This window comes from Telluria sp. LT2P80, from assembly GCF_059685955.1.
In genome coordinates, this window is the sequence record NZ_JCASIO010000001.1 from 79550 (window position 1) to 94654 (window position 15105).

Genomic DNA, 15105 nt, shown 5'->3' on the forward strand with positions numbered 1-15105 from the left:
CATTTTTTAGCATTTTACCCACGATGCCAGCCAGCCTGCCCTTCCTGCCCGAAATCGACGAAACCTCGCGTTTGGTCCTGGCCTACCCCTGGCAAAGCACCGATCTCGGCCCGATCGACGACTGGCCAAGCGTGCTCAAGACAACCGTCGCACTGATCATGGCCACGCCGACGCCGATCGCCACACTGTGGGGCCCGGATGGCTACATGATCTACAACGAGGCTTACGGGGTGATCGCAGGCGGGCGCCACCCAATGCTGCTGGGCTCGAAAGTACGCGAAGGCTGGCCGGAGGTGGCCGAGTTCAACGACAACGTGATGCGGGTCGGGCTGGCGGGCGGCACGCTGAGCTACCGCGACCAGGAACTCACACTGCACCGCGGCGGGCCGCCCGAGCAGGTCTGGATGAATCTCGACTATTCCCCGATCCGCGACGGAGATGGCGTCGTCGCCGGCGTCATGGCGGTCGTGGTCGAAACCTCCAGCAAGGTCAAGGCCGAACGCCACATCCAGGCCGAGCGCGCGCGCCTGCACACGATGTTCGAGCAGGCGCCGGGCTTCATGTGCCTGCTGGACGGCCCCGAACACCATTACGCGCTGACCAACGACGCCTACCGCACGCTGACCGGCAGGCGCCCCCTGCTCGGCATGCCGGTGGCGCAGGCCTTGCCCGAACTGGCTGCGCACGGCCTGGTCGAGCAGCTCGATCGCAGTTTCGCCGATGGCACGGCGTTTCGCGCCGAAGGTGTCGAACTGGTGCTGAACAATCCCGGCCAGGACGGGCCGACCAGCACCTTCATCGACGTGGTGCTGCAACCGCTGCGCGACGCCGACGGCGCCGTGTTCGCCACCTTCGTGCTCGGCAACGACGTCACCGAGCGGGTGCACGCCGAGCGCGCGCTGCGCGCGAGCGAAACGCGCTTTCGCACGTTCGCGCAGGCGATGCCGAACCACGTGTGGGCGGCGCATGACGACGGCAGCGTCGAATGGATCAACGACCGCGTGCGTGAGTACGCCGGCTGCAGCACGTCGCCCGACACAGCGCTGGGTCTGGGCTGGCAGGCGATCGTGCATCGGGACGACATGGAGCGCTACCGCGCCGTGTGGCAGGCCAGCGTGGCGACGGGCGCGCCGATCGACGCCGAAATCCGACTGCGCCGCCACGACGGCCAGTACCGCTGGCATCTGGTGCGCGCCCACCGCTCCCCGGGCGAGGCTGGCGAAGCATCGCTCTGGATCGGCAGCAGCATCGACATCGAAGACCAGAAGCGCGCGTCCGACGCGCTGGCACTGTCCAATGCCAGCCTGGAAGAACGGGTCGAACGCCGCACCGCCGAACGTGACCGCATGTGGCGCCTGTCGAAGGACATCATGCTGGTGGCCGACCTGCACGCCACGCTGTTCGCGGTCAATCCGGCCTTCACGGCCATCCTCGGCTGGACCGAGGCCGAGGTGCTGGGGACGCCGATGCTCGCGCTCGTGCATCCCGACGACCGCGCCGTGACGGCGCAGCAGATGGAGGCGCTGCGCCTGGGGGGCCAGATGTTCCGCTTCGAGAACCGCTGGCAGCGCAAAAACGGTTCATGGTGCAACCTGTCGTGGACCGCGTCGCCCGACCTGCAGTACGTGCACGCCGTGGGCCGCGACATCAGCGCCGACCTGGCGCAGATGGAAGTGATGCGCCGCACCGAGGCGGCGCTGCAGCAGTCGCAGAAGATGGAAACGATCGGCAAGCTCACCGGCGGCGTGGCACACGACTTCAACAACCTGCTGCAGGTCATCGGTGGCAACCTGCAACTCATCGCACGCCACGCCGACGGCCTGCCCGAGATCCAGAAGCGCGTCCAGAATGCCATGAGCGGCGTCGAACGGGGCGCCAAGCTGGCCAGCTCGCTGCTGTCGTTCGCGCGGCGCCAGCCGCTCGAACCCAAGGCAGTCAAGATCGGGCGCCTGCTGGGCAATATGGACGACATGATGCGGCGTGCGCTGGGCGAAGAGATCGACATCGAGATGGTGATTTCGGGCGGCCTGTGGACCACCGAGGTCGACCCGGCGCAGCTCGAGAACGCGATCCTGAACCTGGCGATCAACGCGCGCGACGCCATGGAAGGCGCCGGGCGCCTGACGCTCGAAGTGGCCAACGCGGCGCTGGACGCCACCTATTGCCTGGCGCACCCGGAAGTCACGCCCGGCCAGTACGTGATGCTGGCCGTGAGCGACACCGGCAGCGGCATGCCGCAGGACGTCATCGACCAGGCCTTCGAACCGTTCTTCTCGACCAAGCCCGAAGGCAAAGGCACGGGCCTGGGCCTGTCGATGGTGTATGGCCTGGTCAAGCAATCGGGCGGCCACGTCAAGATCTACAGCGAGGTCGATGAAGGAACCACGATCAAGATCTACCTGCCCCGCTCCCTGCAGGTCGAGGACCATGCGGGCGAGCCGCTGCTGCAACCGGTCACCGGCGGCCACGAGACGGTGCTGGTGGTCGAGGACGACGAGCAGGTGCGCCTGACGGTGGTCGACATGCTGACCGACCTGGGTTACCGCGTGCTGCGCGCCAACGACGCCAGCGCGGCGCTGACGGTGGTCGACAGCGGCATCCACATCGACCTGCTGTTTACCGACGTCGTGATGCCCGGACCGCTGCGCAGCCCCGAGCTGGCCAAAAAGACGCGCGAACGCTTGCCGAACGTGGCGGTGCTGTTCACGTCGGGCTATACCGAGAACGCGATCGTGCACGGCGGCCGGCTCGACGCCGGTGTCGAACTGCTCGGCAAGCCGTACACGCGCGACAATCTGGCGCGCAAGGTGCGGCATGTGCTGTCGAACCAGCAGCAGAAGAATGCGCTGCTGGCGGCCAGTCTGCCGGCCACGGTGGCGGCGCCGGTGGCGGCGAAGGCGCGGGTGCTGCTGGTGGAAGACGACGACGCCATCCGCGAGAACACGGCTGAACTGATGCGCTTTTTGGGGTATGAGGTATTGGAAGCGGCCGACGCCGAAGCCGCGCTGGGCTTGCTGGACCGGGCGCCCGACATCGTGTTGACCGACCTGCACCTGCCGAAGATGCAAGGCGATGAACTGGCCCTGAAGATCAAGGCGCGTCTGCCGCAGACGCGCATCGCGTTTGCCAGCGGGGCTAGTCAGGCATCCAGCGTCGCGGATGCGATTCTGTCCAAGCCGTATGATGCGCAGCAGCTCGAAGCGTTGCTGGTGCGGCTGGCTTGATGCACAAATAAAAATGGCCCCGCGGGGCCATTGAATCAGCTGGAGGGCGCGCAGCTCAATGCACCGCGCCCAATTGCTGGCGTAACGTGACGATGAACTTCTCCTTGTCGAACAACGTCAGCACGTCGTCGCGCCCGTCGATGCCGGGCACTTCGAGTACTTCGGCGCTGTCCTGGCGCATGTCTTGCGGGCCGTTCACGCGCAGTAGCTGCGGCGATGGGCGGCGCTGGGTGTCCGGCAGTGACAGGATGGTGTCGACGCGGTCGACGATGAGGCCGAACCGCTCGCCGTCGTGCTCGAGCACCAGGATGCGGCGCGCCGCATCGCTCGCCGGCGCTGTGGCCAAAGGCGTCATGCCGTACAACAGGCGCAGGTCGATGACGCATACCATCTGCTGGCGCACCTGCATCATGCCGTGCACGCAAGCCGGCATCCCGGGCGGGCGGGTGACGGCGCCGTCGAAATCGACGATCTCGCGTACCTGGCTGATGTCGGCGGCCCAGCCTGTATCGAGCGAAAACGCCAGGTACACGTGGCGCGCGCCGGTCATCTTGCGGGCAGCGCAGGCAGCGCTGGCTTCTTGTGCATACAGGCGGCGATGGCCGGCGCAGATGTCGCTCACTTCCGACTCCGAGAATAGATGGTCATGGGCCAGGAACAGGCTGTCGCCCAGTTCTCCGTTGGGCAGGCAGCCGCGGTACATCGCGCCGCGCGCGGTGCCCAGCAGCGGGATGGGCAGGATGTCGGTGTCGAAGTACGGGCGGATGTCGTCGACCGCATCGACCAGCAGGCCCAGTTGCTCGTCGCCGATGCGCACGATCAGGACGCGTGCATCAAGCGGCTCGGACTGCGACGGACCGCAACCGAGCAACGCGCCGAAGTCGACCACGCCGACCGGCACGCCGCGCAGGTTCAGCCAGCCCTTGCACAGGCGCCCCACCATGACCGACGGCAGCAGTTCGGGCACGCGCATGATTTCCTGAATCGCTTCCATCGCCAGCGCGAAACGCAGGCCGCCGACGGTAAACGAGATGCACTTGCGGCCCTGCGCCTGGCGCAGGAAACGCATGCGCCAGGCGTCGCGCGCCACGCTGGCATGGGCGCGTACCTGGGGCACGTTATCGATCCGCACCAGCGCATCGGCATCGAGCAGCTGCAGCACGCGCGCGCCATCGGCCAGCGTGATCGTGCCGGCGATGACGCCGCGCGCAGTGTCCTGTTGCCAGTGCAGGCCGGCGCGTTGCTCGGGCCGCACGCGCAGCACTTCGCCGGTGGCGTCGAACACGAGGCCGACCTGGATGTCGTCGACGTCGATGATCACCACGCGCTGCTCGCCCGTCACACCAGGTGCAGCAGGATCGAAAATGCGGCCCAGGTTGAGCAGCGGAATCGCTGCGCCGCGCAGTGTGAAGATGCCCTCCAGGCAGCGCGGCGACAGCGGGATCGGCGTGATCCGCGCCGGCATGCCCACCACTTCGCGCACGTTCAATGCCGGCAGCGCGAACTCCTGCCCGGCCAGGAAGAACGTGCCCATCACTTCCATGCCGGCCGCTTCGCGCAGCACGCGCGCCGCCCCGGCCATCTGTTGTTCGATGGCCGTCACGGCCGCGTGCACATCTGTCATCGTTGCAGTGTCCGTGTTCATGCCGCCAGCGCCTCCTGTTCGCGCGCGATGCGCACCACGCTGAACGTCTGTTGATCGCAATCGATCGACAGGCGCCGGCCCTGCGAGCCGCCCACGTCCTGGAAACGCACCTGCAGACCGCGCAGCGACAGTTGCGAGCGGGCCGCTTCGATATTGCGCGTGCCGACCGCGCCGCCCACCGGGCGCAGGTTCAGCATGCGCGCACCGCCGGCGATGACGACGTCGACTTCGTCGTACTGCTCGCGCCGCACGCCCATCATTGCCAGCAGACGCGGCACGGCCGCGCTGACGTAACGGGCCGAGCCCTCCCCGGCTTCCACGCCATCGGGCAGGAAGCAGTGCGCCAGGCCGCACCGGCCCTGCTTGCGCCAGATCATGCCGATCCCGACGCAGGAGCCGAGCAGCGCGGTCAGAACCTGGTGGCCGTGGCCGATCTGCATCTGGCCGGACAAGACATGCGACATCTGGCTCAGGCTTTGCATACTCATGATGGTTCTCCGCCAATACGATAAACATGGGCCTGCTCGAACGCGAACGCGGTCTGCAGGCGGGTGATGGATTCCTGTTCACCCAGGACCAGGCGGGCGTCGGGCCGCATCGCGGCCCGGGCGCCGGCCAGCACCTGCTGCTGGTGCTCGGCGTCGAAATAGATCAGCACATTGCGCAGCATGACGAGGTCGAACGCGGCGCCCCGTGGCGGGCGGCCCAGCAGATTGTGCTGGTCGAAGCGCACGTGCTGCGCGACATCCTGACCGACCTTCACGCCGTCGCCATGCGCGACCAGGTACTTGCGAAACAGGGCCGGACGATCGGCCTCGAAGCGTTCCACACTGCGGCCGCGGTAGGCGCCGGCGCGCGCCGTGGCCAGCGCCGCATGCGAGATGTCGGTGCCCAGGATCTCGAAGCGCAGGCCGGGTGCGTGCGCCTGGTATTCGAGGCAGCTCATGGCCAGCGAATAGGCTTCTTCACCGGTGGCTGCAGCGGCCGACCAGATGCGCAGCGGCGCGGCGCGGTGCTGCGCCGCGAACGCCGGCAGGAACGTCTCCGACAGCCAGGCCCAGACAGCCGGCGTACGGAAGAACACCGTGTCATTGGTGGTCACCGAGTCGATGAACGACGTGACCTCGGTGCGATCGCTGGCCAGGCGCTCGATATAGCCGGCCCACGAGGCAATGCCCAGCGCGCGCAGGCGCGGCAGCAGGCGCCCCTGCAGCAGGACGCGCTTGTGCTCGTTCATCGCGATGCCCGTGTGCTGGCGCACCAGGGCGATCAGGGCGGAGAGATGGTCGTCGCGCAGTTCCATGGCCGTTTCCTCGTGCTTCAGACCACGAAGCGGGCGACAGTGTTGTTCAGGTGGGTGGCGTGCTCGTTCAGGCCTTCGGTCGAACGGGCGATGCTGTCGCACGAGCCGGCCGACCGCTCGGTTTCCTGGGCGATGTAGAGGATCGCGGCCGAGACTTCCTTGGCCGTGAGCGACTGCTCGCTGGCGCTGTCGGAGATCTCGGCGATCGCCAGCGAGGTCTTGCCGACGCCGCTGGTGATGCGGTCGAACGCTTCGCTGGCCTGGCGCGAGATTTCGCTGCCCTGCGCCACGCGGCGCACCGATTCGTTGATCAGCTTCGAGATTTCCTTGGTCGCCTGCGACGAACGCTCGGCCAGCTTGCGCACTTCGTCGGCCACGACCGAAAAGCCCAGGCCGTGCTCACCGGCGCGCGCTGCTTCGATGGCCGCATTGAAGGCGAGCATATTGGTCTGGCCGGCGATCTCGCCGATGACCTTGACGATCTCGCCAATGTCTTCGGACGACTGGTTGATCATCGCCATCGCTTCGATCGAGCGGGCAATCGCCTTGGCGCCGATCTCGGCTTCGTCACGGGTCGACTGGGCCAGGCTGTTGGCTTCCTGCGTGCTGCGGGCGATCGTGTTGATCGAGGCAGTCAAGCCGTCGACCGACGCGTTCATCTGTTCGACCGTCGCGCCCAGTGCCTGGGCGCTGGCAGCCACCGTGTTGGAGCGCTCGGCGATCGTGCGCGACGACACATTGAGCTTGCCGGCGGCCGAGACGGCATCGCCGATCACGCTGCGCAGGTCGCCGATCATCTTCATCACGCCGCGCCCCAGTTCGTCGAGCGGCTCGGTGCCACTGGTATCGATCGTGCCGGTCAGGTCGCCGGCCGAGGCGCGCGCCACCTGTTCGAGCAGCAGACCGACCTTGCGGCGCTCGTCTTCGGCGCGCTGGACGGCAGCTTCTTCGAGCAGCACCTGCGCGGTGATGTCGGTGGCGAACTTGACGACTTTGACCGGCTTGCCGTTGGCGTCGAAGATCGGGTTGTAGGTCGCCTGGATCCACACGGTCTTGCCGTTGTTGCCGCGGCGCTTGTAGCGGCCGGCGTCGAATTCGCCGCGATTGAGCTTGCCCCAGAAGCGGCGATAGGCCGCGCTCGACGCGTATTCGTCGTCACAAAACACGCGGTGGTGTTCGCCGCGCACGTCTTCCAGCGCGTAGTCGAGCAGGTCGAGGAAGTTGGCATTGGCATCGAGCAGGACCCCGCTCATGTCGAATTCGACCACGGCCTGCGCGCGGCCGATTGCCGACACGAGGCCGGTGGTTTCAGCAGCGCGGATTTTCTCGGCCGTGATGTCGGTAGCGAACTTGATGATCTTGGCGACGCGCCCCGAGCTGTCCTTGACCGGATTGTAGGATGCATTGATCCAGAATTCGCGCCCGCCCTTGGCGATGCGCTTGTATTCGGCGCGGTCCGCCTTGCCGGCGCCCAGGTCTTGCCAGAAACGGGCATAGGCCGGCGAATCGATCAGCTCGCGCTCGCAGAACATCGAGTGATGACGCCCCGCCAGCTCGGCGTCCGTATAGCCCGTCACGCTCAGGAAGTTGTCGTTGGCGCGCAGGATGTTGCCATTCAAATCGAATTCGACGATGGCCTGGGCGCCGTCGAGCGCCGAATAGATCGCACGCAGGTCTTGCAGCGCATCAGGCGATTCCAGATAGATCGTTTCCATAAATTCAGTGAGATAGGTGGATAAGACGCTGCGGGCGACGACGCAACGGGTGCATGTCTCCATCATGCGTCATTTCGCACAAACAGTAAATCCAGCAAAGTCAGAGTATTGATTCGGCCTGACTTTTGTTGCCTCACAACAACGGCAAAAGCTATTTCAGGTTAGCGCTCCCCATTTTTCGCACCAGCACGGGGACAAAAATCATGTTCAACATGTTCCTTCGGCGCAACCAAACCAGTCAAAACGAAATATTTTTCTTGAGAAATTCAGCAAAGACGATAAAATTCCTCACATCAACAATCCAGTAAAAACGAAACCATGACCACTTCCAACCAATACCGTTTGACTGCAACGAATCCCCTGCTGATGCGCATCGTGATGATCCTGCTGTTCTGGATCACGGTCCTGGCCGGCACGAAGGTGTTCGCTGCCGATGCGCAGGCGGTCGATGTCCGCCTGCAAGCGTTCCAGGTCGTGACCCAGGACAAGGGCGGCGAAAAGCTGGTGCCTGCTACCGAAGCGAACCCTGGCGACACCATCGAATACCAGGTGACCTACCAGAACCACGGCAAGTCGATCGCAAAGGCAGTGGCGGCAACGCTGCCGGTACCGGAAGGCGCGATGGTCTACCTCGACGGCAGCGCTGCCCCGAAAGCGGTCCAGGCCAGTCTCGACGGCAAACAGTTCAGTCCCCTGCCCCTGACCCGTGAAGTCAATCGCAACGGTCGCCGGACAATCGAACCGGTACCACCCGAGCAATACCGCTTCCTGCGCTGGGAACTGGGCGATCTCGCGCCCGGCAAGGCCGCCACCGTGACATCGCGCATGCGTGTCGGTGTCCCGCCGTCGTCCAGGCTCGCACGCTCCTGACCATTTGATTTCCTGACGTTTCGGCGTCGCTCTGCAACACCGTGCCAATAGTTGTCTTTTTATTAACATAACACCCGATCACCCTGTTCGATCCTGACTCACGCAAGTCCCATTACAAGGAAGCAGCCATGAAAACCCATCTCAAGCTCGTCGCCGCAGCAGCGCTGCTGGCAACCGCCAACGGCGCCTACGCCGCCACTGCGGCCGGCACCCAGATCACCAACCAGGCCACCGCCACCTATAACGATTCCACCGGCACCAAGACGGTCCAGTCGAACACCGTGATCACGACCGTGCAGCAGGTCGCCAGCCTGACCATGCCGGCCGGTACCGCCAAGAACGCCGGCGCCGGCACCTCGGTCACCTACGCCCACAGCGTGACCAACACCGGTAATGGCAGCGATACCTTCGCCCTGTCGCAAACCAACACTGGCACGCTGAACATGACCGGCGTCGTGTTCTATGCGGACGCCAACGGTGACGGCGTGGCCGACAATGCGACTCCGATCACCAGCACCGGCCCGCTGGCTGCCGGCGCCACCTTCCGCTTCGTGGCCGTCGCTTCCCTGCCGGCCGGCGCCGCCAACGGCACCACCAATGCGCTGACCGTCCGCGCCACCAGCGGCTTCAACGGCGCGGTCACCGCCGCCAGCATCGACACCACCACCGTCTCGGCCGGCGCCGTGATCGACATCACTGCCAACTCGGCCGGCGCCGGCGCACCGGGTGCCGGGCCTGGCGTCGAAGCTGCTGCCGTAGAAACCAAGACGACGACGGCCGGCACGATGACCTCGTTCGTCCTGTTCCTGAACAACACCGGTGGCAGCCCCGACACCTTCAATCTGCAGGCGAGCACCGACGGCACCTTCGGCACGCAAGTCCTGCCAACCGGCTGGACCGTGGTCTTCAAGGACGCAAACGGCGCGGTCATCACCAACGCCACCGTCGCCGCCGGCGCCAACGTGCGCGTGACGGCCGAAGTGACGCCGCCGGCCGGCACCGCGCCAGGTACGACCGACCTGTACTTCCGCGCGATTTCGGGCACCACCGGCGTGGCCGACCGCATCCATGAAGCCGTCACCGTTGCCGCTGCCGATTCGCTCGTCGAGCTGGTCAAGACCCAGGCGCTGGACGCCAACTGCGACGGCACCGCCGATACCGCATTCAGCAACGCACCGATCACGGCCGGCGCCGTACCGGGTGCCTGCATCCGCTACCAGATCGTCGGTACCAACAAGGGTGTGACCACCATCAACGCCATGGTCATGACCGACACGATCCCGGCCAACACGACCTACCATGCCGGCGCTCCGGCCAACACGCTGCTGGGCTCGATCCTGGCGCCGGCCGCCGGCCTCGTTGGCAGCGTCTCGGCCAGTGTCGGCAACCTGGCCCCGGGCCAGTCGAACACGATGGCCTTCGGCGTGAAGATCGACTAAGCACAGCAACGTAATCCATCGCTACCCCAACGCAGCGCCGCTCCGGCGGCGCTGCCTTCGAATTCCCAGACTCCCGCGCGCGCCATGACCACCCTCCTCCGACACCTCGTATTTCTCTGCATGAGCCTTGTCCTGTGGTTGGCCTGCGACGCGGGCGCCGCCATCAACAACCGTGCCAGCGCGACCTTCGTCGGCGCGGCCGGCAACAGCATCACCATCGAATCGAACACCGTGCGCGCCACGCGCCCCGACGCGATCACCTATTACACGTCGGCCGCCTACAGCCGCGTGGCGCGCGCAGCCGAACTCAACGGCAACCTGTTTCTTCAGGTCGATGCTGCCGAGTGCAACATCGACAAAAATGTTGCCGAACAGGTCAGCGTGACGCTGACCTCCACGCTGACGGGCGACCGGCAAGCCTTCCCGGCGCGCGAAACCGGCGCCGACACGGGCGAATACCGCTTCAGCGCCGTCGCCGCGAGCTACCGCGACGACGAAGACCATGAGGACGACGCTGCCGACGGCATCATCGAAGTCATGAAGAACGACACCCTGCTGGCCAGCGTCGAAGGCTGCGGCAGCGGCATGATCCAGACCGCGATCCTGGTCGACCCGATCGGCATCGTCTACGACAGCCGCAGCAACCTGCCGCTGCCGGGCGCAACCGTAACCCTGATCGACATCAGCGGCGCCGGCAACGGCGGCGCGCCAGGTGCACCGGCCCGCGTATTCGGCGTGGATGGCGTCACGCCGGCACCCAGCACCGTCATCACCGATGGCGGCGGCATGTATCAGTTTCCGCTGGTGGCACCGAGCCTGTACCGCCTGCAGGTGACCCCGCCGTCGAACTACGGCTTCCCGTCGAAGCGCGCCATTGGCGAACTGCCGGCTGGCCGCACCACCAACCTGTACGGTTCGTTCGGCGGTGAATTCATCGTCAGCGAAACCTCGGGCGTGGTCACGATCGACGTGCCGCTCGACCCGATCCCGGGCGTGCTGTACGTCGAAAAGAATGCGTCGCGCGCCATCGTCGAAGTGGGCGACGTGCTCGATTACACGGTGCGCGTGCATAACACCGCCGAGCAGGCGCTGGTGGACGTGATGGTCGAAGACCGCCTGCCGGCCGGTTTCAGTTTCGTGCCAGGCACGCTGCGCATCGATGGCGCGCTCGTGACCGACCGGTTCGAGAACCGCGGCCCGACGCTGCGCATTCCCCTCGATACGCTGGCCGCCAGATCGAACCGCGTGCTGCGCTACCGCGTGCGCATTGGCGGCGGCGCGCTGCAGGGCGACGGCATCAATCGCGCCCAGGCTACCAGCGGCGCCCCGCTGGCGCTGGTCTCGTCGGTGGCCGCGGCCAAGGTCAAGGTCGAAGCCGGCATCTTCAGCAGCAAGGGCTTCATCCTGGGCGACGTGTTCGCCGACTGCAATGTCAATGGCCAGCGCGACCCGGGCGAGCCTGGCATCCCCGACGTGCGCATCTACCTGGAAGACGGCAGCTTCTCGCAGACCGATGCCGATGGCCGCTACAGCTTCGCCGACATTGCCCCGCGTACCCACGTGGCGAAAGTCGACCTGAGCACGGTGGTGGCCGGCCAGCTGGCCGTGCTGTCGAACCGGAATGCGGGCGACGCCGGCAGCCGCTTCGTCGACCTCAAGGACGGCGAACTGGCGCGCGCCGACTTCGCGCTGAGTGGCTGCAATCCCGACGTGCTGGAAGCGATCAAGGCCCGGGCCGCCCGCCTGCGCGCCGTGCTGGCCTCGGCCGCCGTGCTGACCGCGCCAGCCCCGGCCGCCGCGAAGGCAGCGCCCGAGCTGGACCTGGCCACGGTGACCAACCGCCTGGGCTTCATTGGCCTGACCGACGGCGCCATCCTGCCGCACGCCCAGCCGACCATCCGCGTCAAGGGCGGCGCCGGTTCGAGCTTCACGCTGCTGGTCGATGGCGTGGCCGTGGACGACAGCCATATCGGCAAGCAGGACACGGTCGCAGCCCAGGCGCTCGAGCTGCGCGACTATGTCGGCGTGACCCTGAAACCCGGCCACAACCTGATCGAAGTGCGCGAAACCGACAGCTTCGGCAACCCGCGCGGCAGCAGCGTCGTCGACGTGGTCGTGCCGGGCGCCCTGGCGCGCCTGTCGGTCGCCCCACTCGCTGAATCGGCCCCGGCCGATGGCCGCTCGCTGGCGATGGTCGCCGTGCGCCTCGAAGACGCGAACGGCGTGCTGATCGCCGAACGCACCCCGGTCACGCTGGAGGCCAGCGCCGGCCAGTGGGACCAGCCGGACCTCGATCCACGTGAGCCTGGCCACCAGGTCTTCGTCGAAGGCGGCAGCGCCGAATTCGCGCTGCGCAGCGCGCCGGACGCCGGCGAAGCCCGCCTGCAAGCCACCAGCGGCCTGCTGCGCGCCAAAAACACGCTGCGCTTCCTGCCGGCCCTGCGCCCGATGGTAGCGGCCGGCGTCGTCGAAGGCGCGTTCAGCCTGAACCGCAGCCGCGGCAATACCGCGACCCCGCTGCGCGATTTCGACGGCTTCGAAGACCGCCTGCGCCATGTGGCCGGGGGCGAGACCGTCAACGCCGGCGCCCGCGCCGCGATGTTCGCCAAAGGCCAGATCGGCGCCGATACGCTGCTGACGATGTCGTACGACTCGGACAAGGACACCGAGCCGAAGATGTTCCGCGATATCAACCCGTTTGCGTTCTACCCGACCTATGGCGACGATGCGCGCCGCGGCTTCGAGGCGCAATCGGCCGGCCGCCTGTACGTCAAGGCCGAGCGCAACCGCTCGTACGTACTGTTCGGCGACTTCGTGCCGCCAGGCGTGACCCCGGCGCGCAACCTGGGCGCCTACAACCGCAACCTGACGGGCCTGCGCCAGCACGCCGAACTCGATGGCCTGACAGTCGACTCGTTCCTCAGCTACGACAGCACCCGTCAGATGGTCGAAGAATTCGCCGCCAACGGCACCTCGGGCCCGTTCCTCACCGGCGGCGGCCTGATGGTCATCAACAGCGAGCACATCGAAATCATCGTGCGTGACCGCGACCAGACCGGCGTGATCCTGTCGCGCCGCGCCCTGGTGCGCTACGTCGATTACGACATCGATCCGCTCAGCGGCCGCATCCTGCTGCGCGCCCCGGTGCCGAGCCTGGACGAGAACCTGAACCCGGTCAGCCTGCGCCTGGCGTACGAAGTCGACCAGAACGGCGCGCGCTTCCTGGTTGGCGGTGTGGCCGCCCAGTACCAGATCGGCAGCCACGTCGAGGTCGGCGCCAGCGCCGTCGAAGACCGCAACCCGGCCGCCCCGACCCGCCTGGTGAGCGTCAACGCCAGCGTCAAGCCGGATGAAAAAACCGTCGTCATCGTCGAAGCGGCGCAGATGGAAAAAGCCGGCCTGTCGGGTCGAGCCGCACGCTTTGACGCGAACCGCACCGACGGCAAGCTCGAAAGCCACCTGTTCCTGGGCCGCGCCGACGCCAACTTCGACAATCCATCGGCCAATCTGCCGAAGGGCCGCACCGAAGGCGGCGCCAATGTACGCTACCGCTTCACCGAACGCACCAGCGTCGGCCTGGAAGGCCTGCACACGGCCGACCTGACCACCGACGCCACCCGCAATGGCGTGCAGCTCTTCGCCGGCTACGCGTTCGACAATGGCCTGCAAGCCGAAGTCGGCATGCGCCATGCACGTGAAGAAGGCGGCGCCGGGGTCATCGTGGCCCAGCCCGACCTGACCAGCGTGCGCGCCAAGCTGGGCATGCAGATCCCTGGCCTGCCGCAGGCCGGCGTGTTCGTCGAAGGCGAACAGGATATCCACGACAATGGCCGCCGCATGGTGGCGCTGGGCGGCGACTACCGCTTCGCCGGCGGCAGCCGTGTGTACGGCCGCCATGAACTGATCAGCAGCCTGGGCTCGACCTATGCGCTCAATCAGGGCCAGCAGCGCCACGCCACCGTGTTCGGCGTCGATACCGACTACATGCACGACGGCCGCGTGTTCTCGGAATACCGCGCCGGCGGCACGTCGCCAGCGGGCACCGTGACCGGCGAACGCCAGGCCGAAGCAGCTCTGGGCCTGCGCAATCTGTGGACGCTGGGCGACGGTGTGCGCGCCAACACCAGCTTCGAGCGCGTCAAGGTACTCTCGGGCGCCAACAACAATGAAGCGATCGCGCTGACCGGCGCCATCGAAGTGAGCCGCCATCCGACCTGGACCGGCAACGCCCGCCTCGAACTGCGCCACGGCGCCGACAGCGACGGCCTGCTCTCGACGCTGGGCCTGGCCTACAAGATCGACGACAGCTGGACCTTCCTGGGCAAGAACACGCTGGCCGCCACCCGCTCGAATGCCAGCAAGACCATGCGCGTGACCGAGCTGCTGCAAAGCGGCGTGGCCTACCGCGCGCTGCAATCGATCGGCGTAAACGGCCTGGCCAAGTACGAGTACAAGCTCGAACGCGACGACGGCCTGGCGGACCTCAAGCGCGCCGTGCACGCCGTCTCGGTCGGCGCCAACTGGCAGCTGCGCCTTGATACCACCGTCAGCGCCCGCTACGCCGCCAAGATGGCCATGGACCAGTCGAGCGGCCTGTCGAACCGCACGGTCAGCCACCTGGTGGCCGGCCGCGTGACGCACGAGATCAATGCCGACTGGGACATCGGCGCCACGGCGCAGATGCTCATGGACCGCGACACGCGCGGCCGCCAGTACGCGGCCGGCATCGAGGCGGGCTACCAGCTGCAACGCAATATGTGGGTCTCGGCTGGCTACAACCTGCTCGGCTTCAAGGAACGCGACCTGGCCGGCGCCGATGCCACGGCCAAGGGCGTGTACTTCCGGGTACGCATGAAGTTCGACGAGAACACGCTGCAAGGCCTGCTCTCGGGCGACCTGCTCAAGTAAT

General features: G+C 66.6%; 8 protein-coding genes. 4 read left to right on the forward strand and 4 right to left on the reverse strand.

Annotation, left to right across the window (positions count from 1 at the left end; genetic code table 11):
• Positions 1-23 precede the first annotated feature (23 nt).
• Entirely contained in the window at positions 24-3224 is a 3201-nt protein-coding gene (locus AC56LW_RS00330; RefSeq protein WP_499630522.1) for a hybrid sensor histidine kinase/response regulator, read from the forward strand.
• Positions 3225-3279: 55 nt separating this feature from the next.
• On the opposite strand, the gene AC56LW_RS00335 is transcribed toward AC56LW_RS00330, so the two are convergent.
• Genes AC56LW_RS00335 through AC56LW_RS00350 form a run of 4 tightly spaced genes read right to left on the reverse strand, consistent with a single transcriptional unit; the run spans position 3280 to position 7887 of the window.
• Positions 3280-4869, reverse strand: a complete 1590-nt coding sequence (locus AC56LW_RS00335) for a chemotaxis protein CheW (RefSeq protein ID WP_499630524.1) — start codon at positions 4867-4869, stop codon at positions 3280-3282.
• Positions 4866-5357: a chemotaxis protein CheD gene (locus AC56LW_RS00340; RefSeq protein WP_499630527.1), complete on the reverse strand. Its 492-nt coding sequence runs from the start codon at positions 5355-5357 to the stop codon at positions 4866-4868. Before AC56LW_RS00340 ends, AC56LW_RS00335 begins: the two co-directional genes overlap by 4 nt.
• A complete protein-coding gene (locus AC56LW_RS00345) occupies positions 5354-6172 on the reverse strand; it encodes a CheR family methyltransferase (RefSeq protein WP_332530812.1) in 819 nt (272 codons plus the stop codon). Before AC56LW_RS00345 ends, AC56LW_RS00340 begins: the two co-directional genes overlap by 4 nt.
• A 17-nt stretch (positions 6173-6189) precedes the next feature.
• Entirely contained in the window at positions 6190-7887 is a 1698-nt protein-coding gene (locus AC56LW_RS00350; RefSeq protein ID WP_499630531.1) for a methyl-accepting chemotaxis protein, read from the reverse strand.
• Between the two features lie 318 nt (positions 7888-8205).
• On the opposite strand from AC56LW_RS00350, the gene AC56LW_RS00355 reads away from it, so the two are divergent.
• From AC56LW_RS00355 to AC56LW_RS00365, 3 genes are all read left to right on the forward strand, one after another.
• On the forward strand, positions 8206-8757 hold the full coding sequence (locus AC56LW_RS00355) for a hypothetical protein (protein WP_499630534.1): 552 nt from the start codon (positions 8206-8208) through the stop codon (positions 8755-8757).
• Between the two features lie 128 nt (positions 8758-8885).
• Positions 8886-10196, forward strand: coding sequence for an NEW3 domain-containing protein (locus tag AC56LW_RS00360; protein WP_499630537.1), 1311 nt, complete (start codon positions 8886-8888; stop codon positions 10194-10196).
• A gap of 84 nt (positions 10197-10280) precedes the next feature.
• Positions 10281-15104 (forward strand): SdrD B-like domain-containing protein, encoded by a 4824-nt coding sequence (locus AC56LW_RS00365; protein ID WP_499630539.1) that lies wholly within the window; start codon positions 10281-10283, stop codon positions 15102-15104.
• Position 15105 lies beyond the last annotated feature (1 nt).

Excerpts from the sequence above, each read along its gene's own strand:
- AC56LW_RS00330 (WP_499630522.1), top strand. The coding sequence starts at position 24 with ATGCCAGCCAGCCTGCCCTTCCTGCCCGAAATCGACGAAACCTCGCGT.
- AC56LW_RS00335 (WP_499630524.1), bottom strand. The coding sequence starts at position 4,869 with ATGAACACGGACACTGCAACGATGACAGATGTGCACGCGGCCGTGACG.
- AC56LW_RS00340 (WP_499630527.1), bottom strand. The coding sequence starts at position 5,357 with ATGAGTATGCAAAGCCTGAGCCAGATGTCGCATGTCTTGTCCGGCCAG.
- AC56LW_RS00345 (WP_332530812.1), bottom strand. The coding sequence starts at position 6,172 with ATGGAACTGCGCGACGACCATCTCTCCGCCCTGATCGCCCTGGTGCGC.
- AC56LW_RS00350 (WP_499630531.1), bottom strand. The coding sequence starts at position 7,887 with ATGGAAACGATCTATCTGGAATCGCCTGATGCGCTGCAAGACCTGCGT.
- AC56LW_RS00355 (WP_499630534.1), top strand. The coding sequence starts at position 8,206 with ATGACCACTTCCAACCAATACCGTTTGACTGCAACGAATCCCCTGCTG.
- AC56LW_RS00360 (WP_499630537.1), top strand. The coding sequence starts at position 8,886 with ATGAAAACCCATCTCAAGCTCGTCGCCGCAGCAGCGCTGCTGGCAACC.
- AC56LW_RS00365 (WP_499630539.1), top strand. The coding sequence starts at position 10,281 with ATGACCACCCTCCTCCGACACCTCGTATTTCTCTGCATGAGCCTTGTC.